General features: G+C 70.7%; 16 protein-coding genes. 10 read left to right on the top strand and 6 right to left on the bottom strand.

The features are described from left to right. Positions 1 to 13 precede the first annotated feature (13 nt). Positions 14 to 877 (bottom strand): type I methionyl aminopeptidase, encoded by an 864-nt coding sequence (gene map / locus CRP27_RS03385; RefSeq protein ID WP_097179312.1) that lies wholly within the window; start codon positions 875 to 877, stop codon positions 14 to 16. Positions 878 to 1,290: 413 nt separating this feature from the next. On the opposite strand from map, the gene CRP27_RS03380 reads away from it, so the two are divergent. From CRP27_RS03380 to CRP27_RS03355, 6 genes are all read left to right on the top strand, one after another. Beyond that, on the top strand, positions 1,291 to 1,470 hold the full coding sequence (locus CRP27_RS03380; protein WP_079235856.1) for an SPOR domain-containing protein: 180 nt from the start codon (positions 1,291 to 1,293) through the stop codon (positions 1,468 to 1,470). 36 nt (positions 1,471 to 1,506) lie between these two features. Then, positions 1,507 to 2,844, top strand: coding sequence for a type I glutamate--ammonia ligase (glnA, locus tag CRP27_RS03375; protein ID WP_097179311.1), 1,338 nt, complete (start codon positions 1,507 to 1,509; stop codon positions 2,842 to 2,844). 22 nt (positions 2,845 to 2,866) lie between these two features. Next, on the top strand, positions 2,867 to 5,821 hold the full coding sequence (locus CRP27_RS03370; RefSeq protein ID WP_097179310.1) for a bifunctional [glutamine synthetase] adenylyltransferase/[glutamine synthetase]-adenylyl-L-tyrosine phosphorylase: 2,955 nt from the start codon (positions 2,867 to 2,869) through the stop codon (positions 5,819 to 5,821). Between the two features lie 516 nt (positions 5,822 to 6,337). Then, complete coding sequence (locus CRP27_RS03365) at positions 6,338 to 7,945, top strand: glycosyltransferase family 2 protein (protein WP_097179309.1); 1,608 nt, start codon at positions 6,338 to 6,340, stop codon at positions 7,943 to 7,945. Further along, a complete protein-coding gene (locus CRP27_RS03360) occupies positions 7,938 to 9,497 on the top strand; it encodes a glycoside hydrolase family 26 protein (protein ID WP_097179308.1) in 1,560 nt (519 codons plus the stop codon). Before CRP27_RS03365 ends, CRP27_RS03360 begins: the two co-directional genes overlap by 8 nt. Next, complete coding sequence (locus tag CRP27_RS03355) at positions 9,494 to 10,921, top strand: UDP-glucose/GDP-mannose dehydrogenase family protein (protein WP_097179307.1); 1,428 nt, start codon at positions 9,494 to 9,496, stop codon at positions 10,919 to 10,921. The genes CRP27_RS03360 and CRP27_RS03355 overlap by 4 nt, the downstream gene beginning before the upstream one ends. A 351-nt stretch (positions 10,922 to 11,272) precedes the next feature. On the opposite strand, the gene glnA (CRP27_RS03350) is transcribed toward CRP27_RS03355, so the two are convergent. Further along, entirely contained in the window at positions 11,273 to 12,697 is a 1,425-nt protein-coding gene (glnA, locus tag CRP27_RS03350; RefSeq protein WP_097179306.1) for a type I glutamate--ammonia ligase, read from the bottom strand. A gap of 194 nt (positions 12,698 to 12,891) precedes the next feature. Here glnA (CRP27_RS03350) and CRP27_RS03345 point away from each other — a divergent pair, with 194 nt between their 5' ends. Beyond that, positions 12,892 to 13,347 (top strand): RDD family protein, encoded by a 456-nt coding sequence (locus CRP27_RS03345; protein ID WP_097179626.1) that lies wholly within the window; start codon positions 12,892 to 12,894, stop codon positions 13,345 to 13,347. 507 nt (positions 13,348 to 13,854) lie between these two features. On the opposite strand, the gene CRP27_RS03340 is transcribed toward CRP27_RS03345, so the two are convergent. Continuing rightward, on the bottom strand, positions 13,855 to 14,583 hold the full coding sequence (locus tag CRP27_RS03340) for a DUF4191 family protein (protein ID WP_079235863.1): 729 nt from the start codon (positions 14,581 to 14,583) through the stop codon (positions 13,855 to 13,857). 127 nt (positions 14,584 to 14,710) lie between these two features. On the opposite strand from CRP27_RS03340, the gene CRP27_RS03335 reads away from it, so the two are divergent. Next, positions 14,711 to 15,484 (top strand): hypothetical protein, encoded by a 774-nt coding sequence (locus CRP27_RS03335; protein WP_141399677.1) that lies wholly within the window; start codon positions 14,711 to 14,713, stop codon positions 15,482 to 15,484. Positions 15,485 to 15,549: 65 nt separating this feature from the next. Here the strand turns inward: CRP27_RS03335 and sucB are convergent, their stop codons facing one another. The 3 genes from sucB to CRP27_RS03320 all read right to left on the bottom strand — a co-directional run bounded on the left by sucB (position 15,550) and on the right by CRP27_RS03320 (position 20,089). Next, complete coding sequence (sucB, locus tag CRP27_RS03330; RefSeq protein ID WP_097179304.1) at positions 15,550 to 17,031, bottom strand: 2-oxoglutarate dehydrogenase, E2 component, dihydrolipoamide succinyltransferase; 1,482 nt, start codon at positions 17,029 to 17,031, stop codon at positions 15,550 to 15,552. Between the two features lie 49 nt (positions 17,032 to 17,080). Then, a complete protein-coding gene (gene lpdA, locus CRP27_RS03325) occupies positions 17,081 to 18,454 on the bottom strand; it encodes a dihydrolipoyl dehydrogenase (RefSeq protein WP_097179303.1) in 1,374 nt (457 codons plus the stop codon). Between the two features lie 153 nt (positions 18,455 to 18,607). Continuing rightward, positions 18,608 to 20,089, bottom strand: a complete 1,482-nt coding sequence (locus tag CRP27_RS03320; RefSeq protein WP_097179302.1) for a leucyl aminopeptidase — start codon at positions 20,087 to 20,089, stop codon at positions 18,608 to 18,610. A gap of 75 nt (positions 20,090 to 20,164) precedes the next feature. Here CRP27_RS03320 and CRP27_RS03315 point away from each other — a divergent pair, with 75 nt between their 5' ends. Together CRP27_RS03315 and CRP27_RS03310 are read left to right on the top strand one after the other, a co-directional pair. Beyond that, on the top strand, positions 20,165 to 21,097 hold the full coding sequence (locus CRP27_RS03315; protein ID WP_097179301.1) for a proteasome assembly chaperone family protein: 933 nt from the start codon (positions 20,165 to 20,167) through the stop codon (positions 21,095 to 21,097). Between the two features lie 88 nt (positions 21,098 to 21,185). Continuing rightward, positions 21,186 to 22,511, top strand: a complete 1,326-nt coding sequence (locus CRP27_RS03310) for a nitrate/nitrite transporter (protein WP_097179300.1) — start codon at positions 21,186 to 21,188, stop codon at positions 22,509 to 22,511. The last annotated feature ends 42 nt before the right edge of the window (positions 22,512 to 22,553 follow it).

The following is a 22,553-nucleotide window of genomic DNA, read 5'->3' as shown; positions in this document are numbered from 1 at the left end:
TTCGGTAGGGGTGTCAGGAGACGGTGAGGAGTTCCGCGCCGCGCTCGGTGACGACGAGGGTGTGCTCGAACTGTGCGGTCCAGGACTTGTCCCGCGTGGAGACGGTCCAGTCGTCGGCCCAGATGTCCGCTTCGATGCCGCCGAGCGTGAGCATCGGTTCGATCGTGAAGACCATGCCGGGCTCGATGACGTCGTCGAAGCGGGGTGCGTCGTAGTGCGGGATGATCAGCCCGGAGTGGAAGGCCCGCCCGACGCCGTGCCCCGTGTAGTCACGGACGACGCCGTAGCCGAACCGCTTCGCGTAGGCCTCGATCGCGCGGCCGATGACGTTGACCTGGCGGCCCGGGGCGACGGCCTTGATCCCGCGCTCGAGCGCGGTCCGCGTCCGGTCGACGAGGTCGCGGACCTCCTGCGTGCCCTCGCCGACGATGAAGGTCCGGTTCGTGTCCCCGTGCATCCCGTCCTTGTAGGCGGTGATGTCGATGTTGACGAGGTCGCCCTCCTGCAGCACGGTGTCGTCGGGGATCCCGTGGCAGATGACCTCGTTGAGGCTCGAGCAGAGCGACTTCGGGTACCCGCGGTAGCCGAGCGTCGAGGGGTACGCGCCGTGGGACACGACGAACTCGTGGCCGATGCGGTCGAGCTCGTCGGTGGTGACGCCAGGGCGGATCGCCTCGCCCACGGCGTCGATGGCCTGCGAGGCGATGCGGCCGGCGACCCGGATGCGCTCGACCTCCTCCGGCGTGTACGTGTCGCCGAGCCCGTGCTCGTGGGGCTCCGCCCGGCCGACGTACTCGGGGCGTTCGATGTCCTTCGGGACGGCCCGCTGCGGGGAGATGCGGCCAGCGGTCAGGTGTCCGTGTTCGTCCCGGGGCATGCGGACCACTCTAGCCGCGGCGCACTGCGCTGCGTGCCGCGCCCGCGGCCGCGCGACGTCGCGGCCGCGAGACTCGGTGTCAGCGACGGTTCTCGTGGCTCGCGCCGCGAGAACCGTCGCCCAGCGCGAGACTCGCGCTCGCAACCGCCGCGCCCGGCGCGAGACTCGCGCGCGCCGCGCCCAGCGCAACCGCCTGGAGGCGCGGTGCCGGTCCGCCGGGCGGGCGCCGCGCCTCCAGGCGGTCACCTTCTCGGTCGTCACTCGCCAGAGCGACGAGGTGCCGGTCTGCCCCGGGGGCTGTGCCGCCTGGACGACAGGCTGCCGCCGACCGGGGGCGGCAGACTGTCGCTGTCGCGAGGGCTGCGTCCCGCCCACGCGGGGCGCGCCCTGCCCCGCGTGGGTACGGTGGCGGCATGAGCGACGAACGCATCGAGTCCCAGTGGTGGTTCAACGAGAAGACCCACGCCGTCGAGCAGGGCCCGCAGTCCCCGCAGCGCGACCGCATCGGCCCGTTCGACAGCCGTGAGGAAGCGCAACACGCCCTGGACCGGATCAAGGCGAACAACGAGCGTTGGGACGACGAAGACCAATAGGCTGAGCATCCCAGCTGCACCACGGAAAGGGCGTCAATGGACAAGCAGACGGACTTCGTGCTCCGCACCATCGAGGAGCGGGGCATCAAGTTCATCCGACTCTGGTTCACGGACGTCATCGGAACGCTGAAGTCGGTGGCGATCGCCCCGGCCGAGGTCGAGGGTGCGTTCGCCGAGGGCATCGGGTTCGACGGTTCCGCGATCGAGGGCCTGACCCGTTCGTACGAGGCCGACGTCCTGGCCCACCCGGACCCCTCGACGTTCCAGATCCTCCCGTGGCGCGGCGAGATCGACCCCACGGCGCGGATGTTCTGCGACATCACGACGCCGGACGGCCAGCCAGCCGTCGCCGACCCGCGCAACGTGCTGAAGCGGACGCTGGCGAAGGCGAGCGAGCGCGGGTTCACGTTCTACACGCACCCGGAGATCGAGTTCTACCTGCTGAAGAGCCGCGACTGGCAGGACGGCGGCCCGCAGCCCGTCGACCGTGCCGGCTACTTCGACAACGTCCCCGGCGGCAGCGCGCACGACTTCCGACGCCGTTCGGTGCGCATGCTCGAGGACCTCGGCATCTCGGTGGAGTTCTCCCACCACGAGGCCGGCCCCGGCCAGAACGAGATCGACCTCCGCTACGCCGACGCGCTGACGATGGCGGACAACATCATGACCTTCCGCACCGTCGTGAAGGAGGTCGCGATCGAGCAGGGCGTCTACGCGACGTTCATGCCGAAGCCGATCTCGGGTCAGCCCGGCTCGGGGATGCACACGCACGTCTCGCTGTTCGAGGGCGACCAGAACGCCTTCTACGAGGCCGGCGGGCAGTACCAGCTCTCCGACACCGCGAAGCACTTCATCGCCGGTGTGCTCAGGCACGCGCCGGAGATCACGGCGGTCACGAACCAGTTCGTCAACTCGTACAAGCGCCTCTGGGGCGGCGACGAGGCCCCGTCCTTCGTCACCTGGGGCCACAACAACCGCTCGGCGCTCGTCCGCGTCCCGCTGTACAAGCCGAACAAGGGCCAGTCGGCTCGCGTCGAGTACCGCGGCATCGACTCGGCCGCGAACCCGTACCTGGCGTACTCGCTGCTGCTCGCCGCCGGCCTCAAGGGCATCGACGAGGGCTACGAGCTCCCGCCAGAGGCCGAGGACAACGTGTGGAGCCTGACGGACTCCGAGCGCCGCGCCCTCGGGTACAGCCAGCTGCCGGCGAGCCTCGACCACGCCCTGAGCCTCATGGAGGACTCCGAGCTCGTGGCGGAGACGCTCGGCGAGCAGGTGTTCAACTTCGTGCTGCTCAACAAGCGGCAGGAGTGGAAGCGCTACCGCGACCAGGTCACGCCGTTAGAGCTCGACACCAACCTCGGCGCGCTCTGACGGTCCGCGGGACACGCACCAGATGACCGGCCGGACGACGACGTCACGTTCCGAGTTGGCCCGCCTGGGCTTCGCGGAGCTCTCGGAGAGCCTGCAGCGGATCGCCGACCTGGAGGCACGGTTCGGCTCCGACCTGCAGGTCCCGGTCAGCGACGCCCCGGCCATGTGGGAGTCGACGGCCGATCCGGACGGCGCGCTCCGCGCGCTCGAGCGGCTGCTCGAGCGCGCGCCGGACGAGCTGCGTCCGGTGCTCGCCGACGAGGCGGCGACCGAACGCCTCGTCCGGTTGCTCGGCGCGTCGGTCGGGCTCGGCGAGTTCCTGCACCGCCGTCCGGCCGAGATCGCCCTGCTGCTCGACCCGGTGACCGAGCCGTGGTCGCAGGAGCGGTACACGGAGTCGCTGCTCGCCGCGATCGACGGCGCCACGGGTGAGGATGCCCGGCTCCGGCTCCGGGTGCGCTACCGTCGGCACCTGGCGCAGATCGCCCTGTTCGACGTCCTCAAGGTGTCGCCGACGGAGGCGTTCCCGGCCGTGGCCGCGGGACTGGCCGACCTCGCGGGCGCTGCGCTCGAGGCCGCCGTCGACGTCGCCCGGCGCGAGGTGCCCTTCCCGGCCGCCGACGTCGCTGCGACCCCGCTCGCCGTCATCGCGATGGGCAAGGCCGGTGCTCGGGAGCTCAACTACGTCAGCGACGTCGACGTCATCTTCGTCACGGAGCCCACGGACACCATCGGCACCGACCGCGCCGTGCTCATCTCGACCCGACTGGCGATCGCCGCGACGCACGCCATCACCGACCTCGCCGCCGAGCCCGCGTTGTGGGAGGTCGACGCGAACCTCCGACCGGAGGGCAAGGACGGCGCCCTCGTCCGGACGCTCGACTCGCACGTGGCGTACTACGAGCGCTGGGCGAAGGAGTGGGAGTTCCAGGCGCTGCTCAAGGCGCGGCCGATCGCCGGGTCCGCCGACCTCGGGGAGCGCTACGCCGCCGCGGTCGGTCCGTTCGTGTGGAACTCCGCGAAGCGCCCCGGGTTCGTCGAGTCCGTGCAGCGCATGCGGGAGCGGGTCACGGAGCACATCCCGGACGCCGAGGTCGACCGGCAGCTCAAGCTCGGTCCAGGCGGCCTGCGCGACGTCGAGTTCACCGTGCAGCTCCTGCAACTCGTGCACGGCCGCGACGACGAGTCCGTCCGGGTCCGCTCCACGCTCGAGGCGATGGACGCACTCACCGACGCCGGCTACGTCGGCCGACCCGAAGCCGCGCGCTTCGGTCCCGACTACGCCCTGCTCCGCGTGCTCGAGCACCGCATCCAGCTCCGCCGGCTGCAGCGCACCCACCTCATGCCCTCGGACGAGGAGGAGTTGCGGGTCCTGGCCCGGTCGAGCGGGCTCGCGAAGTCGGCGTCCGCGCTCGAGACCCGCTGGCGCGGCGTGAAGCTCGAGGTCCGGGGCCTGCACGAGCGGCTCTTCTACCGTCCGCTGCTGTCCGCCGTGGCCGCGAGCGACGGCGACATCGTGCTGACGAGCGACCAGGCCGTCGACCGCCTCGGCGCGATCGGCTTCGCGGACCCGGCCGGTGCGCTCAGCCACATCCGGGCACTGACCCAGGGCACGAGCCGTCGCGCGGCCATCCAGCGGAACCTGCTCCCCGTGCTCCTGCGGTGGATGGCGGAGGGACCGGCCCCGGACCGCGCGCTCCTGGCCTTCCGGCGGCTGAGCGACACCCTGGGGGAGTCGAGCTGGTTCCTCCGGATGCTGCGGGACTCCTCTGGTGCCGCGCACTCGCTCACCACCGTGCTGTCCGAGTCGGCGTTCCTGTCCGGGCTGCTCGAGCGGTTCCCCGAGGCCGTGGCCTGGCTCGACGAGCCCGACACCCTGCTGCGCCCACGGCCGATCGAGTCGCTCCTCGCCGAGGTCACCGCCACCACCGCACGGCACGGTGACGACGTCGACGGCGCAGCGGCGCTCGTGCGGTCCGCCCGACGCCGGGAGACCCTGCGCCTCGGCATGGCCGCCGTGCTCGGCCAGCTCGACGTCGACGCCCTCGGCCCGGCGCTGAGCGACGTGACGGAGTCGACCCTCGCCGGCGCGCTGACCCTCGCCCGGCGGGACGCCCCGGACGGGCTGGAGTTCGGCGTCATCGCGATGGGGCGGTACGGCGGGCGGGAGCTCGGCTTCGGGTCGGACGCCGACGTCCTCTACGTCTACCGGGCCCCGGCGGAGATCCCCGCCGAGCAGGCGTCGCGCGCGGCCCAGACGATCGTGCGCGAGCTCGCCCGGCTGACCGACGACGCGATCCACCCGTTCGACCTCGACATCGACCTGCGCCCCGAGGGCAAGAACGGCCCCGTGGTCCGCACCCTCGACTCGTACGGCGCGTACTACGCCCGGTGGTCGCTGACCTGGGAGGCCCAGGCGCTCCTCCGGGCACGCGGCGCCGTGGGGGACCAGCAGCTCCTGCGGGACTTCGAGCACCTCGCCGACCGCACCCGGTACCCGGACCACATCGACGACCAGGAGGTCCGCGAGGTCCGGCGCATCAAGGCCCGTGTCGAGTCCGAACGACTCCCGCGCGGCGCCGATCCCGCGCGCCACCTCAAGCTCGGCCGCGGCTCGCTGAGCGACGTCGAGTGGTTCGTCCAGCTCCTGCAGCTCCAGCACGCCCTGACGGTGCCCGGGCTCCGGACCACGTCGACGCTCGAGGCCCTGGACGCCGCGACCGAAGCGGGGTTCATCGGCCCCGAGGACGCCGAACGCCTCGGCGCCGCGTGGCGGTTCGCCTCCCGGACCCGGAGCGCGCTCGTGCTCTGGTCGGGGAAGACCACCGACGTGCTGCCCGTGGACCGCACCCAGCTCGAGGGCGTCGCACGCCTGATGGAGTACCCGCCGGGGTCGGCGTCACAGCTCGAGGACGACTACCTCGGCATCACCCGGCGTGCGCGGCAGGTGTTCGAGCGTGAGTTCTACGGCGCGTGACACGACACCTGTCGTGCGCACGACACGCCCGGACCGACGTGTTTCGCGCCGAGTTGACGTGTCCTCGGAAGTGAATTCGGCGTAACACGGGCCGTCCCCCGTTCGCGACGGCGTGTACCCCGCCGCCGACGACGCCGTGCGTCGTTACCGCACCGTGACCGGCGGGTCGCGCCGTCGAGAAGGTGGCCATGCTCGGCACGCGCGCCGCGCCCGGCGACCACGCTCGGACCAGGGCTTTCCTTGAGGCGTGATCCGTGCCTCCAGGCCGTCCTTCGACCCGTGCAGGGTGAGTGGCGGGGTGAAACGCGTCCACCGGAGTGCTGTCGGCAGCAGTGCGGACACGATCGCGACGACGGGAGGGGGACCAGGACGTACCCCGTAACGTCCCCGTAACGCCCCCGGACGGGGGTCGCGTTGCGAGGGCGGTCCGCTTTCTGCATCAATGGGGTCACCCGAACCGACCCCGATTTCCCGATGGCGCGGAATCACCCACCTCGAACGTTGAAGCAGGGATCGATGTTCACCTTCATTCTGCAGATCAGGCAGATGGTCGACGGACACCCCGAGTTCTACCTCTTCGCCGTGTACTCCGCGGTGATCTGGTTGCTCTGGTTGCTCAAGGTCGTCCTCTCCGCCCGCTACCGCCCCTACACCGGCACCTACACCGGCACCACGAGCGTCGTCGTCCCCGTCGTGGACGAACCGCTCGACCTCTTCCGAGACGTCATCGGCCGCATGGTCGAGCAGCGTCCCGGTGAGATCATCGTCGTCATCAACGGCGCCCGGAACGAGGCGCTCGAAGCGGTCTGCGACGAGTTCGCCCCACTCGTCCGCTGGACCCACACGCCCATCCCGGGCAAGCGCAACGCCGTCAAGGTCGGCACCGAGATGTCGAACGGTGACATCACGGTGCTCGTCGACTCGGACACGGTCTGGACCCCCGGCACGCTCGACGAGCTGCTCAAGCCGTTCGCGGACGCCTCCGTCGGCGGCGTCACGACCCGCCAGCGCATCCTGGAGCCCGAGCGCAGCTGGATCACCCGCTGGGCGGACTGGCTGGAGAACTCCCGCGCGCTGTACTCGATGCCCGCGCAGAGCGTCCTCGGCCAGATCGGCTGCCTGCCCGGACGCACGATCGCCTTCCGCCGCGACATCCTCGTGCGCGTCATGGACCGGTTCATGCACGAGAAGTTCATGGGCGTGTTCCTCGAGGTCTCCGACGACCGGACGCTGACGAACCTCACGCTCAAGGAGGGCTACCGGACCGTCTACCAGTACACGTCGCTGGTCTACACGGACGCCCCGCTGCAGGTGAAGAAGCTGTTCAAGCAGCAGCTCCGCTGGGCACGCGGCTCGCAGTACAACACGCTCCGGATGCTGCCCTGGATGCTCGGCCACGCGCCGGTCCTCGCGCTGTTCTTCCTGACCGACATCATCCTGCCGTTCATGCTCTTCGGCGTGATCGCCGGCTGGATCTACCGGGCGTTCACCGGGCAGGGCGAGAACCTCTACCAGGGCATCCTGCAGCAGTACGGGTTCTCGACCGGGTTCATCTACGTCGCCGCCCTCATGGTCGTCTCGAGCGTGCTCAGCATGGCGATCCGGCAGATGCGGCACCTCGCCGAGAAGCCGAGCGACTTCTTCCGACTGCCGATGTTCATCATCGTGTCGACGTTCTTCCTCATGCCGATCCGGCTCATCGGCTTCTTCCGCCTGGCGCACGCGTCCGGCTGGGGGACCCGGGCCGGCGCCTACGCCGGCGGGCCGATGGAAGAGGACCCCGCCGACGCCGTGCAGCCGTCGGCGGTCGGGACGCAGACCCCGGTGAGCCCGATCGACGCCGCCCCCGTCGACGCGTCCGGCCGGCCGTCCGCCCCGACCGCGGACCAGCGCGCCGCCGACCGCGCGTTCGACGAGCTCTTCGGCCCGGACGCCACCACCAACTCCACCGCGACGGTGCTCGCGACCCGCCGTTCCGCCGCGCAGGCGCAGGCAGCCGCTCCGGCCGCCGCCTCGGCAGCGAAGCAGTCGCCCGCACGCGTCCGCCGGTACAACCCGTACGCCGCGATCCCGTACTGCATCGGCATCGCGGTCTTCGCCCTGGAGGCCTTCCTCATTGTCTGACCTCATCCGATCCTCAAGTACGTGGTGGGCCCAGTCCAGCAAGCACGCTCGGCTCACCGCCGTCGGCACCACGGCCATCGTCCTCGTCCTCGGGCTGATCACCTGGAACGTCTGGGTGTCCCCGGCCGGCTCCGTGTCGACCGCGGTCCACCAGGCGCTCGGCGTCACCCCGCCGAAGAAGAAGGTCTCGGCGGCGGAGCTCCAGACGAAGCTCGACGCCGCGCAGAAGGAGATCTGGGCCCTCGAGGGCAAGCTCGACTCCACCAGCGCGCAGGCCGGGTCGCGTGCCGACCAGATCACGCAGCTCAAGGCGCAGCTCGCGTCGCTCCAGTCCCAGCTCGGTGCCGCGAAGAGCGGGTCGGGAGGCTCGTCCTCCTCCGGCGGGTCCGGGACCTCCGTCAACGCGGCCGGGTCCGGCAGCGGCTCCGGCGGCTCCGGCTCGGGCAGTGGCTCCGGCGGGTCGGGTTCGGGCGGGTCCAGCAACGGCAACGGCAACGGCTCCGGCAGTGGCGTGACGAACCCGAACACCGGGCCGTCCAAGGACCCGGACACCACCGACCCGGTCACCACCCCGACCAAGGCGCAGATCCTCGCGCAGCAGTCGCGTTGGTACGGCCTCTACACGGCGCAGTCGCCCTTCAACTGGTCCGAGTACGACCAGGTCTCGAAGGAGGTCGGCAAGGCCACGAACATGGTCGGGTTCTTCCAGGGCTTCGACCAGGACTTCAACAGCAACGCCGTCCAGCGTTCGTGGGCGAACGGCCGCCTGCCGATGATGACGTGGGAGTCCGTGCCCGCCCAGACCGGCAACGACGAGCCCTACGTGCCCGGGTACACCAACGAGGACATCATCTCGGGCAAGTTCGACGCCTACCTGACGAAGTACGCCCAGGCGCTCACGGCGAACGGGCAGCCGCTCGTGATCCGCTTCGACCACGAGATGAACGGCCAGTGGTACAACTGGTCCGAGTCCACGAAGCAGCAGAACGCGGCCGGTTCCTACACGGCGATGTGGAAGCACGTCTGGCAGGTCTTCCAGGACAACGGCGCGAACCAGTACGCCATCTGGGACTGGTCGCCCTCGCGCATCGACAAGCTCGGCAACACGAAGTACCAGACGCTCGACTACATGCGGAACTACTACCCCGGTCCGGAGTACGTGGACTGGGTCGGCATGAGCGGCTACTACCGTGACGCGACCGAGGCGCCGACGTTCGAGAACACCTTCGGGGCCACGCTCGCGCAGATCCGGGAGGTCGCACCCGGCAAGGGGATCGTCCTCAACGAGATCGGCGCGACCGAGACCGGCGGGAGCGTGTCCAACTCCCAGAAGTCCCAGTGGATCAACTCGCTGTTCGACGCCCTCGCCGACCCCGCCAACGCGGACATCATCGGCTTCGCCTACTTCAGCGAGACCGCGACGACCATCGTCGACGGCACCCGCACCACCAACGACTGGCGCCTCGACTCCCGCTCGGACAGCCTCCAGGCCTTCTCCGACGGCATCAAGCGCACCGACATCGACTACGACCTGCAGGAGGTCACGCCATGACCGCGTCCAAGAAGTCGTCCGCTGCGGCCGACACCCGTCCCGCACCCGTCATCAGCGTCATCGGCACCGGCTACCTCGGTGCCACCCACGCGGCCGCCATGGCCGAGATGGGCTTCGAGACCATCGGCGTGGACGTCGACCCGTCGAAGCTCGCAGCCCTGGCCGCCGGCGAGGTCCCGTTCTACGAGCCCGGACTGCCGGAGCTCATCACGAAGCACGTCGCGAGCGGCAAGCTGCGCTTCACGGCCGACATCGCGTCCGCCGTGGCCGCGGCCGACGTGCACTTCGTGTGCGTCGGCACGCCGCAGAAGGCCGGGTCGCACGCCGCGAACCTCGCCTACGTCGAGAGCGCCACCCGCGGCGTCGCCGAGAACCTCACCCACCCGGGGCTGATCGTCGGCAAGTCCACCGTCCCGGTCGGGACCGCGGCACGGCTCCGCGGCATCGTCCGCGAGTTCACGCCGTCGGGCATCAGCGCCGAGCTCATCTGGAACCCGGAGTTCCTCCGCGAGGGCAAGGCCGTCGACGACACCCTGCACCCGGACCGGCTGGTCTGGGGCGGCGCGTCCGATGCCGCCGACGCCGTCATCCGCGAGGTCTACGCCGCACCCATCGCCGAGGGCACCCCGGTCATCACCACCGACCTCGCCACCGCGGAGCTCGTCAAGGTCAGCGCGAACGCGTTCCTCGCCACGAAGATCTCCTTCATCAACGCGATCTCGGAGATGTGCGCCATCACCGGTGCCGACGTGTCGACGCTGGCGGACGCCCTCGGGCACGACGCCCGCATCGGCCGGAAGTTCCTCAACGCCGGCCTCGGCTTCGGTGGCGGCTGCCTGCCGAAGGACATCCGGGCGCTCATGCACCGCGCGAACGAACTCGGCGCAGGGCGCGTGGTCGGCCTCATGCAGCAGGTCGACGAGATCAACATGGGGCAGCGGGAACGCGTCATCGACATGACGATCGAGGCGCTCGGCGGATCCGTGCTGAACCGCCGCGTCGCCGTCGTCGGAGCCGCCTTCAAGCCCCTCACCGACGACGTCCGCGACTCGCCGGCGCTCAACGTCGCCGCCGCGCTGCACCTCCGCGGTGCCCAGGTCACCCTGTGGGACCCGGAGGCGATGGAGACCGCTCGACGCTCGTTCCCGACGCTGTCGTACGCGTCGTCGATGGTCGACGCGATCGAGGACGCGGACGTCGTGCTCGTCCTCACCGAGTGGGACGACATCGTCGAGGCCTCGCCCGTCGAGCTCGCCGCCATCGTCGGTCGTCGGTTCGTGATCGACGCCCGCAACTGCCTCCCGGTCACCGACTGGGTCAAGGCGGGTTGGACCGTCCGTTCCCTGGGACGGCCCACTCCGGCCACGGGTGCACCCGTGAGCGTCGCCGCGGGGACGAACGACGTGCTGGCCACAGCGCGCTAGACGTCTCCGTCAACGAGCGGGGTCCGGGCCGGGGCGGCACGGGCCCCGCTCTCGCGTGCGCGGGGGGGGGTCTCCCTGGTCTTCGGTGCCGGGTCGAATCGGGCGTACTTGGTCGAATCGGGCGTACCTGGTCGAACCTTTCGACCAGGTACGCCCGTTCCCACTTCCCACTGCGCCCGTTCTGGGAAGGAACGTCACGACGCGACCGCCTGGAGGCGCGGTGCCGGCCCGGCGGACCGGCACCGCGCCTCCAGGCGGTCACCTCCACTGCACGACCGCCGGCCGACACGTGCGGAACGCGGAAGGCCCCGCACCGGAAACCGGTGCGGGGCCTTCGTGGAGCGGAGCGGATCAGACGCCGAAGTACAGCTCGTACTCGAACGGGTGCGGACGCTGGGCCAGCGGGAGGATCTCGTTCTCGCGCTTGTAGTCGATCCAGGTCTGGATGAGGTCCTCGGTGAAGACGTTGCCCTTCGTGAGGAACTCGTGGTCCGCCTCGAGCGCGTCGAGGGCCTCGTCGAGCGAGCCGGGGACCTGCGGGATGCCCTTGGCCTCCTCCGGGGGGAGCTCGTAGAGGTCCTTGTCGACGGGCTCGTGCGGCTCGATGCGGTTCTGGATGCCGTCGAGGCCCGCCATGAGCTGCGCGGCGAAGGCGAGGTACGGGTTGCCCGAGGCGTCCGGCGCGCGGAACTCGATGCGCTTCGCCTTCGGGTTCGTGCCGGTGATCGGGATGCGGATCGCGGCGGAGCGGTTCCCGGCCGAGTAGACCAGGTTGACCGGCGCCTCGAAGCCCTTCACCAGGCGGTGGTACGAGTTGATCGACGGGTTCGTGAAGGCGAGCAGCGCCGAGGCGTGCTTGAGGATGCCGCCGATGTACCAGCGCGCGACGTCCGAGAGGCCGCCGTAGCCGTTCTCGTCGTAGAACAGCGGCTTGCCGTCCGACCAGAGCGACTGGTGCGTGTGCATGCCCGAGCCGTTGTCACCGAAGAGCGGCTTCGGCATGAACGTGGCGACCTTGCCCCACTGGTCCGCCGTGTTCTTGACGATGTACTTGAACTTCAGGATGTCGTCCGCGGCGTGGACCATCGTGTCGAACTTGTAGTTGATCTCCTGCTGGCCGCCGGTGCCCACCTCGTGGTGCGAGCGCTCGAGCTCGAAGCCCGCCTCGATCAGCTTGAGTGTGATGTCGTCGCGCAGGTCGGCCGTCTTGTCGACCGGGGAGACGGGGAAGTAGCCGCCCTTGTAGGGGGTCTTGTTGGCGAGGTTGCCGCCCTCTTCCTCGCGGCCGGTGTTCCAGGCGCCCTCTTCCGAGTCGACCGAGTAGAACGACTGGTTCTGGGTGACCGAGTAGCGGACGTCGTCGAAGATGTAGAACTCGGCCTCGGGGGCGAAGAACGCGGTGTCGGCGATGCCCGTCGACGCGAGGTACTTCTCCGCCTTCTTGGCGACCTGGCGCGGGTCGCGGCCGTAGATCTCGCCGTTCCGCGGGTTGTAGATGTCGAAGATCATGATCAGCGTGCGCTCGGCGCGGAACTGGTCGATGTACGCCGTCGTCACGTCAGGGATGAGCTGCATGTCGGACTCGTGGATCGACGCGAAGCCGCGGATCGAGGAGCCGTCGAAGAGCTGACCGACCGAGAAGAAGTCCTCGTCGACCGTGGATGCCGGGATGTTGAAGTGCTGCTGCACGCCGGGCAGGTCGGTGAAGCGGATGTCGAGGAACTTGACGTCCGTGTCCTTGATGAAGGCCAGGACCTCGGAGGAATCGCTGAACATGTGTGTCGATCTCCTGGGGGTTTGGGTGATGTGGAGGTGCCGCGGGTGCACCCTCCGACGAGGCTATTGACACCGAGTTTCCCGGACATGACTGGATTGTTTCGTCCGTGTTACGTCGAGTGGGGGTGGGCGAGTCGATGTCGGCTCGTGGCCGCGTCGGTGTCGGTCGCGTCACGGTCGCCTACGCTTGGACCATGGCCCGCAGCACCACTCCGTCTCCCGCGTCTTCTGCTCACCCGGACGGATGGCCGGGCAAGGACCTCGGGCTCCCCGAGGAGGGCCCGCGCAGCGTCGGACGCATCGGTCGGCGGATCGTCGCGTTGCTCATCGACGGCGCCCTGGCCGACCTCGTCGCCTACGTCACCGGGGTGTGGTCGCCGGTGAACGGGTCCGGGGACATCGCGCACTCGTGGATCCAGATCGCGATCTTCGCGGCGCTCCAGGTGCTGTTCATCTGCCTGCTGTCCGGCTCGTTCGGGCACATCTGCGTCGGGCTCCGGGTCGTGCCGATGCGTGGCGGCTACGTCGGCGTCTGGCGACCGGTGGTCCGGACGGTCCTGCTGTGCCTGATCGTGCCGGCGCTGATCATCGACCGCGACAGCCGCGGGGCCCACGACCGGATCGCCGGGACGGTGTTGGTCCGGCGCTGAGCGCGGGGCGCGGGGCGCGGGCTTGCTCGCGCCGCGCTTGCCCGCGCCGCGCTTGCCCGCGCCGCGCTTGCTCGCGCCGCGCTTGCCCGCGCCGCGCTTGCCCGCGCCGCGCTTGCTCGCGCCGCGCTTGCTCGCGCCGCGCTTGCTCGCGCCGCGCTTGCTCGCGGCGCGTGCAGTGTGCGAGGTTCCCGTCACGGTGCGACCCCGCGCGGCTCCCACGCTGGCCGGAAGCTCGCACACTGCGGCACGCGCCAGTCCCGCGCGCGAGAACGCCCCCGATCTGGCACGGTGCGACCCCGCGCGGCTCCCACGGTGGCCGGAAGCTCGCACACTGCTGCACGCGCCGGCCCCGGGTGCAGTGTGCGAGGTTCCCGTCACGGTGCGACCCTGTGCGGCTCCCACGGTGGCCGGAACCTCGCACACTGCGGCACGCGCCGGCCCCCGGCACGCGAGAACGCCCCCGACCTGGCACGGTCGGGGGCGTTCGTCGTCGGTGCGGGGTTTGCGTCAGCGCGGACGTCCGGCGCGGGCACGCATCGGGTCCATGCCCTTCGGGATCGCGGCAGCGGGGCTCTGCGTCAACGAGTCGAGGCGGTTCGCGACCGCCAGTACCTCGTTGCGGTTGAGCGACTTCTTGAACTTGTTCATGGCACGGGGGAGCTTGTGCAGCGTGACGGCGTCGTCACCGTCGCCGTCCTTGCCGGAGGCGACGTGCACGACGTGCACCGGGACGTTCGGCACGATGCGCTGGACCTTGCGACGCTCTTCGTCGACCTGGCGGTTCAGGTTGCCGCGCTGCCCCTCGGTGATGAGGACGACACCCGGTGTGCCGACAGCCCGGTAGACCGCGGCCTGCGAGCGACCGTGCACGGCGACGGGCATCTCACTCGAACGCCACTGCCGGCGGAGCGAGTTCGACAGCACCGCGCCCACGGCACCGGGCTGCCCCTCGATCTGCGAGTACGCGGCGCGCTCGGCCAGCCGTCCGAGGACGATCAGGAAGAGCAGGACACCGAGCAGCACGCCGGCGACGATCCAGAGGATGATCGCGAGCCAGTTCTGCCCGGGGAGCAGCAGCGCGAGCAGCACGCCCAGCACCACCGGGACCACGAACGCCAGGGCGAACCACCAGACCGAGGTCGGGTCCGCCCGACGGGTCATCGTGAAGACCTGGTACATCTGCTTGAGACGACCCGGCTCCTTCGCCGTCGTACCTTGAGAACTGCTGCGTGCCATGCACCCAGGATACGGCTTCCGCTGACATCTCCGGACCGGCGATGATCCGGCTGTGGGCGAACAGGGTTCTCCACAGGTCACCACCCGGCCTGGAGGCACGACCCACCGATCCGTGAGGCTGACCGTCATGCAGATGGTCACCGATCACGTCCGTCGGGTCGCGTCCGACGTCGCCGACGACCGGGTGCTGCTCGCTTGGGCAGCGGACCGGGCGTCGGCGGACTGCCGGCACCTCGCTCCGCTCGTCGCGATCGGCCGGCTGCCCGACGGACGGCTCGCGGTGGACGTCCTCCGCCCGGTCGGGACCCCGCTGACGACCGCGCTCGACACGCTCGGGACCCCGACCACCGGGGTCGCGGTGACCCTGTCCCGACCGCTCCTCGAACTCGCGGTGGCCGAGCGATCGGGGGCGCTGTCCCTCGGGACGGGCGGACTCGACGACGTGCTGGTCGACGACGCCGGGGCGGTCGTGCTGTGCGACCGACCACCTGGCACGGAGGCGGCCCGCGGCACGGACCAGGACGGCGCACGCCTCCTGGTGCTCGCCGCCAGGGTGGTGTGGGAGCGGACCGATCCGAGCGATCCGACCCGCCCGCTCGTCGACAGCGCGATCGCGGCGGCACTCGACGGCGATGCCGAGACGGTCCGGGTGGCGCTCTCCCACGTCCGGGCGGCAGCCGCGCCGCGTCCGGTGCGGTGGGAGCCGCCGGCGCACGACCTCCTGGTGGGTCTCCCGGCGGAGCCCGCTGCGGTGGACACCGGCATCCTCGCGACCGCACGCGGCGTCGTCGTGCAGGGCGTCCCCTGGGGCGGCGGACGACGGCTGCCGTTCCGGTCGGCGCTCGTCGGCGTCGTCGTGGCCGTGGGCGGCACCGCGGCCGCGGTCTTCGCGCTCGGCTGATGAACACGGAACGGCCCCGATCCGCTGGGGACCGGGGCCGTTCCGTGGTGCTCGTCGTGCTGGGATCAGTACCCGAGGTTCGGGCCGAAGTTGCCCTCCTCGAGACGGTTCTTCACCGCGACGAGGTAGCGCGACGCGTCGGCGCCGTCGATGATCCGGTGGTCGTACGACAGTGCGAGGTAGACGAACGAACGGATCGCGATGGCTTCCTGTCCGTCGACCTTGACGACCGCCGGACGCTTCGTGACGATGCCGGTGCCGAGGATCGCCGACTGCGGCAGGAACACCACGGGGGTGTCGAACAGCGCGCCACGCGAACCGGTGTTGGTCAGCGTGAACGTGCCGCCTGCGAGCTCGTCCGGCTTGAGCTGGTTGTTGCGGGTGCGCTCGGCGAGGTCCGCGATCGACTGCGAGAACTGCGCGAGGTTCAGCGACGCAGCGTCCTTGATCACCGGGGTGAGCAGGCCGCGCTCGGTGTCCACCGCGATGGAGACGTTCTCGGTCTCCGGGTAGACGATCTCCTCGCCCTCCACGGTCGAGTTGATCTTCGGGTGGGCCTTGAGCGCCTCGGACGCAGCGAGGGCGAAGAACGGCATGAAGGAGAGCTTCGAACCGGTCTTCTCGAGGAACTCGGCCTTGTTCGCGTCGCGGAACTGGGCGACCTTCGTGACGTCCACCTCGACGACGCTGGTGAGCTGTGCGGTCGAGGTCATCGACTGCACGGCACGCTCGGCGACGACCTTGCGGAGGCGGGTCATCTTCTCGCGGGTGCCGCGGAGCGGGGAGACCTCGGCGACGAACGGACCCGACTGGGCGGCGGCCGGAGCCGAACCACCGGCGGCGGGTGCCTTCGCGGCAGCTGCGAGGACGTCCTCCTTGCGGATGCGTCCGCCGACACCGGAGCCGGTGACGGTCGACAGGTCGACGCCCTGCTCGTTCGCGAGCTTGCGCACGAGCGGCGTGACGTAGCCGGAGGCCGAGGCGTCCTGCGTCGGGTTCGGGACCGCGGCGGTCGCGGTCGGAGCCGATGCCGCGGGAGCAGCAGCCGGGGCCGGGACGGCTGCCGGCGGAGCGGCGGCGGGCGGCGGGACCGGGGCGGCCTGGGGGACCGGGGCAGCGGCCGGCGGGGCTGCCGGGGCCTGCGGCGCAGCGGGCTGCGTCTCACCGGCGGGAGCCGGCTCGGGCTCGGTCGGCTCCGGAGCCGGGGTCTCGGTCTCCTGCTCGGTGCTCGGGGCGGCCTCGGGCTCCTCGGCCTCGGCAGCTGCCTCGTTCGAGCTGGAGTCGGAGGACCCGCCGTCGGACGAGCCGGAGCCGTCGCCGATCTTCACGAGCGCGGTGCCGACCTCGACGGTCTCGTCCTCCTGCACGAGGATCTCCTCCACGACGCCGGCGATCGGCGACGGGATCTCGGTGTCGACCTTGTCGGTCGAGACCTCGAGCAGCGGCTCGTCGACCTCGACCCGGTCACCGACGTTCTTCAGCCATCGGGTCACCGTGCCCTCGGTGACGCTCTCGCCGAGCGCCGGGAGGTTGACGGATTCGCTCATCGGGTGGACTCCTCTTCGCAGGGGTGGTTCGTGGTGGTGGTCATGGTGTTCACAGGGCGTGCAGCGGCTTGCCCGCGAGGTGCAGGAACGCCTCGCCGAGGGCCTCGTTCTGCGTCGGGTGCGCGTGGATGAGCGGGGCGACGTCCTCCGGGTACGCCTCCCAGTTCACGGCGAGCTGGGCTTCGCCGATGAGCTCGCCGACCCGGGCGCCGATCATGCTGACGCCGACGACGGGGCCGTCGACGACGCGGACGACCTTGACCGAACCGGAGGTGCCGATGATGTGGCTCTTGCCGTTGCCGGCGAGGTTGTACTCGTACGAGTCGACCTTGTCGGCCCCGTACTGCTCCTCGGCCTTGGACTGCGAGAGTCCGACGGAGGCGACCTCGGGGTCGGAGTACGTGATCTTCGGGATGTTCTTGTCCTCGATGATCACCGGGTTCAGGCCGGCGATCTCCTCGGCGACGAAGATGCCCTGCTGGAAGCCGCGGTGCGCGAGCTGCAGGCCCGGGACGATGTCGCCGACGGCGTACACGTTGGGGATGTTCGTGGCGAGGCGCTCGTTCGTGGTGACGAACCCGCGATCCATCGCCACGCCGACCTCGTCGTAGCCGACGTTCTGCGTGACGGGGCCACGGCCGACCGCGACGAGTAGCACGTCGCCGTCGAAGGTCTTGCCGTCCTCCAGCGTCACGACGACGCCGTTCTCGTGCTGTTCGACGCCCTGGAAGCGCACACCGAGCGAGAACTCGATGCCGCGCTTGCGGAACGCACGCTCGAGCTGCTTCGACATGGACTCGTCCTCGGCGGGGACGAGGTGGGGGAGTGCCTCGACGATCGTCACCTCGGCACCGAAGGACTTCCAGACGCTGGCGAACTCGACGCCGATGACGCCACCGCCGAGGATGACGACCTTGTTCGGCACGTAGTCCATGCGCAGGGCGGTCTCGGAGGTGATCACGCGACCACCGATCTCGAGTCCGGGCAGCGACTTCGAGTAGGAACCCGTCGCGAGGACGATGTTCTTGCCGGTCACGGTCTGGTCGCCGACCTGCACGGTGTTCTGCGAGGTGAGCTTGCCCCAGCCCTCGACGACGGTGATCCCGCGCGCCTTGATGAGGCCCTGGAGGCCCTTGTACTTCGAGTTGATGACGCCCTGCTGGTACTCGATGACCTTCGGGACCTCGACGCCGGCGAACTCGGCGACGACGCCGTACTTCTCCGCGTCACGGGTCGCGTCGGCGACCTCGGCCGCGTGCAGCAGCGCCTTCGTCGGGATGCAGCCGCGGTGCAGGCACGTCCCCCCGAGCTTGTCTCCCTCGATGAGCGCGACGCTCATCCCGAGCTCGGCGGCCCGGAGCGCAGCGGCGTAGCCACCACTGCCGCCACCGAGGACCACGACGTCGTAAGTCTGTTCCGTCACCTGGTGCAACTCCCTCGTGCGTGTCGGGGCCGATCGGACCCCACTGGACACCGCGGCGGCGGCGTCCGACGGTCGGACCGCATGGTTCCGGTCCCGTCCCGTTGGTTCCGGCGGGGGCACGTCGAGCGCGCTGCCCCGCCGGAGTCAAACCTACTACTTGGCCTGGAGCTCTTCTGCGAGCGAGATGAGCGTGCGGACCATGACGCCCGTCGCACCCTTGCCGAGCCAGCCGTAGCCGCCGCCCTTGTTCTCGGACGGACCGGCGATGTCGAGGTGCGCCCACGGGATGCCCTCGCCGACGAAGCGCTCCAGGAACTTCCCCGCGAGGAGCATGCCGCCGGCCGGGTTGCCCACCGTGGCGTTCACCATGTCGGCGATCTCGCTGCCGAGTCGGGCGTCGAGTTCCTCGGGCAGCGGCATCGGCCAGATCGGCTCGGCGACGGATGCGGCGACGGCGCGGACCTGCGCGACGAGGTCGTCGCTGCCCATCAGCCCGGTGGTGCGGTCACCCAGTGCGACGACCTGCGCACCGGTCAGCGTGGCGACGTCGACGATCGCGTCGGGCTGCTCGAGGGACGCGGCTGCCATGCCGTCACCGAGCACGAGTCGGCCCTCGGCGTCGGTGTTCGTGACCTCGACGGTCTTCCCGTTCTTCAGGGTGAGGACGTCGCCGGGGCGCGTCGCCGAGCCGGAGGGCATGTTCTCCGCGAGGCACAGCCACGCGGTCACACGGACGTCGAGCCCGAGGCGTGCGGCGGCGACGGTGGCTGCGAGCACGGTGGCGGCGCCCGTCATGTCGGTCTTCATGCCGAGCATCGAGCCCGCCGGCTTGAGCGAGAGGCCGCCCGAGTCGAACGTGATGCCCTTGCCGACCAGGGCGAGGTGCTTCGTCGCGGACTCCGGCGCGTACCGGACGACGACGAGCCGCGGCGGGCGCTCCGAGCCGCGTCCGACGCCGAGGATGCCGCCGAAGCCCTGTTCCTCGAGCGCGGTCTCGTCGAGGACCTCGACGGTGAGCGGCAGACCGTCGGCCTGCGCGAGAGCGACGTCGGCGACGTCCGCGGGTCCGAGGTCGCCGGCCGCGGTGTTGACGAGGTCGCGCACGAGCGTCGCGGCGTCGGCGACGATCGCCGGCCGGACGGCGGCGTCCGCAGCGACGTCGGAGGATGCAAGGACCGTGATCTCCTGGTCACCGCGCGTCGGGCCGGTGGTGCCGGCGCCCTTGTGGCGGGTGAACGAGTACGCGCCCAGGGCCGCACCCTCGAGCGCGGCGTCGACGAGTTCGGCCGAGTCGGTCGGCAGCGCGAGCGCGATCGACGCGACGGTTGGCAGCTGGCGCACGGCGCTGCCCGCGGCGGAGCGGACCGCGGCGGGGTCGCCGGCGCTGCCGAGGCCGATCAGTGCGATGCCGGTCGCGGCCACACCGGTGCCCGGCAGCCGGACGAGCTGGTCCTTGGCGCCCGTGGCGCCGATCGAGGCGAGGTCGAGGTCTGCCAGTGCCTCCACCGCTCCGGCGGCACTCGCCGCGAGGGTCGCGGGGCCGCCGTCCGTTCCGGGTCGGACACCGACGACGAGGACGTCGGCGGTGACGGTGGCTGGGCTGGAAGTCGTGGTGGAGAGCGTCGGTCGGACCATGCGACCACCCTAGCCAGCAGGTGTTCGCTGTCGGCGTGGTCGCTCCACACGAGGGAGCGCGGCGCCCCGCCTAGCATGGGAACGGTGAACCACCCCGAGGAGCTCTACACCTTCGCCGAGGACGCGCCGACCGTGCCCGCGGGGCTGCACCTGGTCGCCGGCCTCACCGGATTCGCCGACGCCGGTTCGGCCGTGGCGCAGGTGACGACCGCCGTGCTCGAGGGCCTCGAGACCGAGCTCGTCGCGGAGTTCGACCCGGACGTGCTGCTCGACTGGCGTGCCCGTCGCCCGGTGATCACCTTCGAACACGACCACATCGCGGCCGTCGAGCCCCCTCGCCTGCGACTCCACCTCGTGCACGACGAGATCGGACAGCCGTTCCTGTTCCTCTCCGGGTACGAGCCGGACTTCCAGTGGAACCGCTTCGTCCGTGCCGTGACCGACCTCGCCGACGAGCTGCAGGTCGTCGACACGACGTGGGTGCAGGCGATCCCGATGCCCGTGCCGCACACGCGCCCGATCAGCCTGACCGTGTCCGGGACCCGGGCCGACCTCGTCGAGCAGATGAGCGTGTGGAAGCCCGAGACGCAGGCGCCGGCGAACGTCCTGCACCTGGTCGAGCACCGTCTCTCCGAGCTCGGCGCCCAGGTGACGGGGCTCGTGCTCCTCGTGCCGCACTACCTCTCCGACACCGAGTTCCCGGACGCTGCGGTCGCCGCCCTGTCCGGCATCTCGGCAGCCACCGGCCTGATCTTCCCCTCGGACGAACTGCGTGAGGAAGGCCGCGAGTTCCGCACGCGGGTCGACGAGCAGGTGTCCGGCAACGAGGAGCTCCAGCGCCTCGTGTCGGTGCTCGAGGAACGGCACGACACGTACATGGAGGGCAACCCGATCGCCTCGCCGCTCACCGGCGTCGACGGGCAGGTCCCGACCGCGGACTCGATCGCGGCCGAGCTCGAGCGCTTCCTGGCTGGTCGCCGCCCGGACGGCGACGCGGCATCCGACTGAGCCGGGAGGCGCGGCTCGCGTCGTGCCCGAGGCGCACGTTCTCCACAGCCCGTCCTGGCGGCGGGGCCGCCCCCGGTAGCCTGGTTCGGTGAACTCCCGCCGCGCCTTCCTCGTCTGGGGCGTGGCGGTGCTCGCGTACGTGCTGGCGGTCGTGCAGCGGTCCTCGCTCGGCGTCTCCGGGGTCGACGCGCAGGACCGCTTCGCGGTCTCGGCCGCCGTGCTCTCGACGCTCGCGGTGGTGCAGATCGCCGTCTACGCGGGACTGCAGATCCCGGTGGGCATCGCGCTCGACCGGGTCGGGCCGCGCCGGCTGGTGCTGCTCGGCGCCGCGTTGCTGGTCGTCGGGCAGGCCGTCGTCGCCGTGTCACCGACGATCGGTCCGGCGATCGCGGGGCGCGTGCTCGTCGGTGCCGGCGACGCGATGACCTTCATCTCCGTGATCCGTCTCGTGCCGATGTGGTTCAGCGGACGGATCCTGCCGCAGATCTCGCAGTGGACGGGCAACCTCGGGCAGGTCGGGCAGATCCTGTCCGCCTTCCCCTTCGCCGTGCTGCTGCACACCGCGGGGTGGTCGCCGGCGTTCGGCGTCGCCGCGGCGGCCAGCGCGGTCGGCCTCGTGCTCGCGTTCGTCTTCGTGAAGAACGGCCCGGTGCCCGTGCGGACGGACACGATCCCGTTGCCGCTCCCGCACTCCTGGCGCGGTGCGTTCCACACGTTCGGGCACGCGCTCCGCCGACCGGGTACGCAGCTCGGGTTCTGGTCGCACTACGTGACGCAGTCCTCCGGCACGGTGTTCTCCTTGCTGTGGGGCGTGCCGATGCTCCGGGGGCTGGGGTACTCCCCGTCCGAGGCCGCCGGCTTCCTCACGGTGATCGTCGTCACCGGCTTCGTGGTCGGACCGGTGCTCGGCGTGCTCTGCGCCCGGTTCCCGCTCCGGCGGTCGAACCTGGTGCTCGGCATCGTCGTCGCCCTCGCGGTGGTGTGGACCGCGATCCTGCTGTGGCCGGGCCACCCGCCGACCTGGCTGCTCGTCGTGCTCGTCGTCGTGATGGGCATCGGCGGCCCCGGATCGCTCATCGGCTTCGACTTCGCACGCTCGTTCAACCCCGTCGGGTCGCTCGGGTCGGCGAACGGCGTGGTGAACGTCGGCGGGTTCCTCGCGGCCTTCGTGATGATGTTCCTGATCGGCACGATCCTGGACATCGCGGCGCGGGCCTCGGGGGAGACGGTGTTCGCCTGGACGAACTTCCGGCTGGCCCTCACCGTGCAGTACGTGGTGGTCGGCATCGGCGTCGTCATGCTCCTGCACGCCCGACGGCGGACACGCCGGGAACTCCACGCACAGGACGGAATACGGGTGGGGCCGCTGTGGGTTGCACTCGTTGCGCGCCTGCGGAAGCGGAGCGTGCAATAATGATCGCGGACCCGTTCGGGCCTCCTGTGTCTCGGAGCACTC

Origin of the sequence: Curtobacterium sp. 314Chir4.1, assembly GCF_900215175.1 — a bacterium.
Classification (GTDB): Bacteria; Actinomycetota; Actinomycetes; order Actinomycetales; family Microbacteriaceae; genus Curtobacterium; species Curtobacterium pusillum_A.
Note: the sequence above shows the minus strand (reverse complement) of the source record. Positions and strands in the feature narration are given on the sequence as shown.

What these genes read in the sequence shown, in the direction of transcription:
- CRP27_RS03340 (WP_079235863.1), bottom strand. Translation starts at nt 14,583, where the DNA reads ATGGCACGCAGCAGTTCTCAAGGTACGACGGCGAAGGAGCCGGGTCGT.
- CRP27_RS03335 (WP_141399677.1), top strand. Translation starts at nt 14,711, where the DNA reads ATGCAGATGGTCACCGATCACGTCCGTCGGGTCGCGTCCGACGTCGCC.
- CRP27_RS03345 (WP_097179626.1), top strand. Translation starts at nt 12,892, where the DNA reads ATGGCCCGCAGCACCACTCCGTCTCCCGCGTCTTCTGCTCACCCGGAC.
- CRP27_RS03320 (WP_097179302.1), bottom strand. Translation starts at nt 20,089, where the DNA reads ATGGTCCGACCGACGCTCTCCACCACGACTTCCAGCCCAGCCACCGTC.
- CRP27_RS03315 (WP_097179301.1), top strand. Translation starts at nt 20,165, where the DNA reads ATGGGAACGGTGAACCACCCCGAGGAGCTCTACACCTTCGCCGAGGAC.
- CRP27_RS03380 (WP_079235856.1), top strand. Translation starts at nt 1,291, where the DNA reads ATGAGCGACGAACGCATCGAGTCCCAGTGGTGGTTCAACGAGAAGACC.
- CRP27_RS03365 (WP_097179309.1), top strand. Translation starts at nt 6,338, where the DNA reads ATGTTCACCTTCATTCTGCAGATCAGGCAGATGGTCGACGGACACCCC.
- map (WP_097179312.1), bottom strand. Translation starts at nt 877, where the DNA reads ATGCCCCGGGACGAACACGGACACCTGACCGCTGGCCGCATCTCCCCG.
- CRP27_RS03355 (WP_097179307.1), top strand. Translation starts at nt 9,494, where the DNA reads ATGACCGCGTCCAAGAAGTCGTCCGCTGCGGCCGACACCCGTCCCGCA.
- glnA (WP_097179311.1), top strand. Translation starts at nt 1,507, where the DNA reads ATGGACAAGCAGACGGACTTCGTGCTCCGCACCATCGAGGAGCGGGGC.
- glnA (WP_097179306.1), bottom strand. Translation starts at nt 12,697, where the DNA reads ATGTTCAGCGATTCCTCCGAGGTCCTGGCCTTCATCAAGGACACGGAC.
- sucB (WP_097179304.1), bottom strand. Translation starts at nt 17,031, where the DNA reads ATGAGCGAATCCGTCAACCTCCCGGCGCTCGGCGAGAGCGTCACCGAG.
- CRP27_RS03370 (WP_097179310.1), top strand. Translation starts at nt 2,867, where the DNA reads ATGACCGGCCGGACGACGACGTCACGTTCCGAGTTGGCCCGCCTGGGC.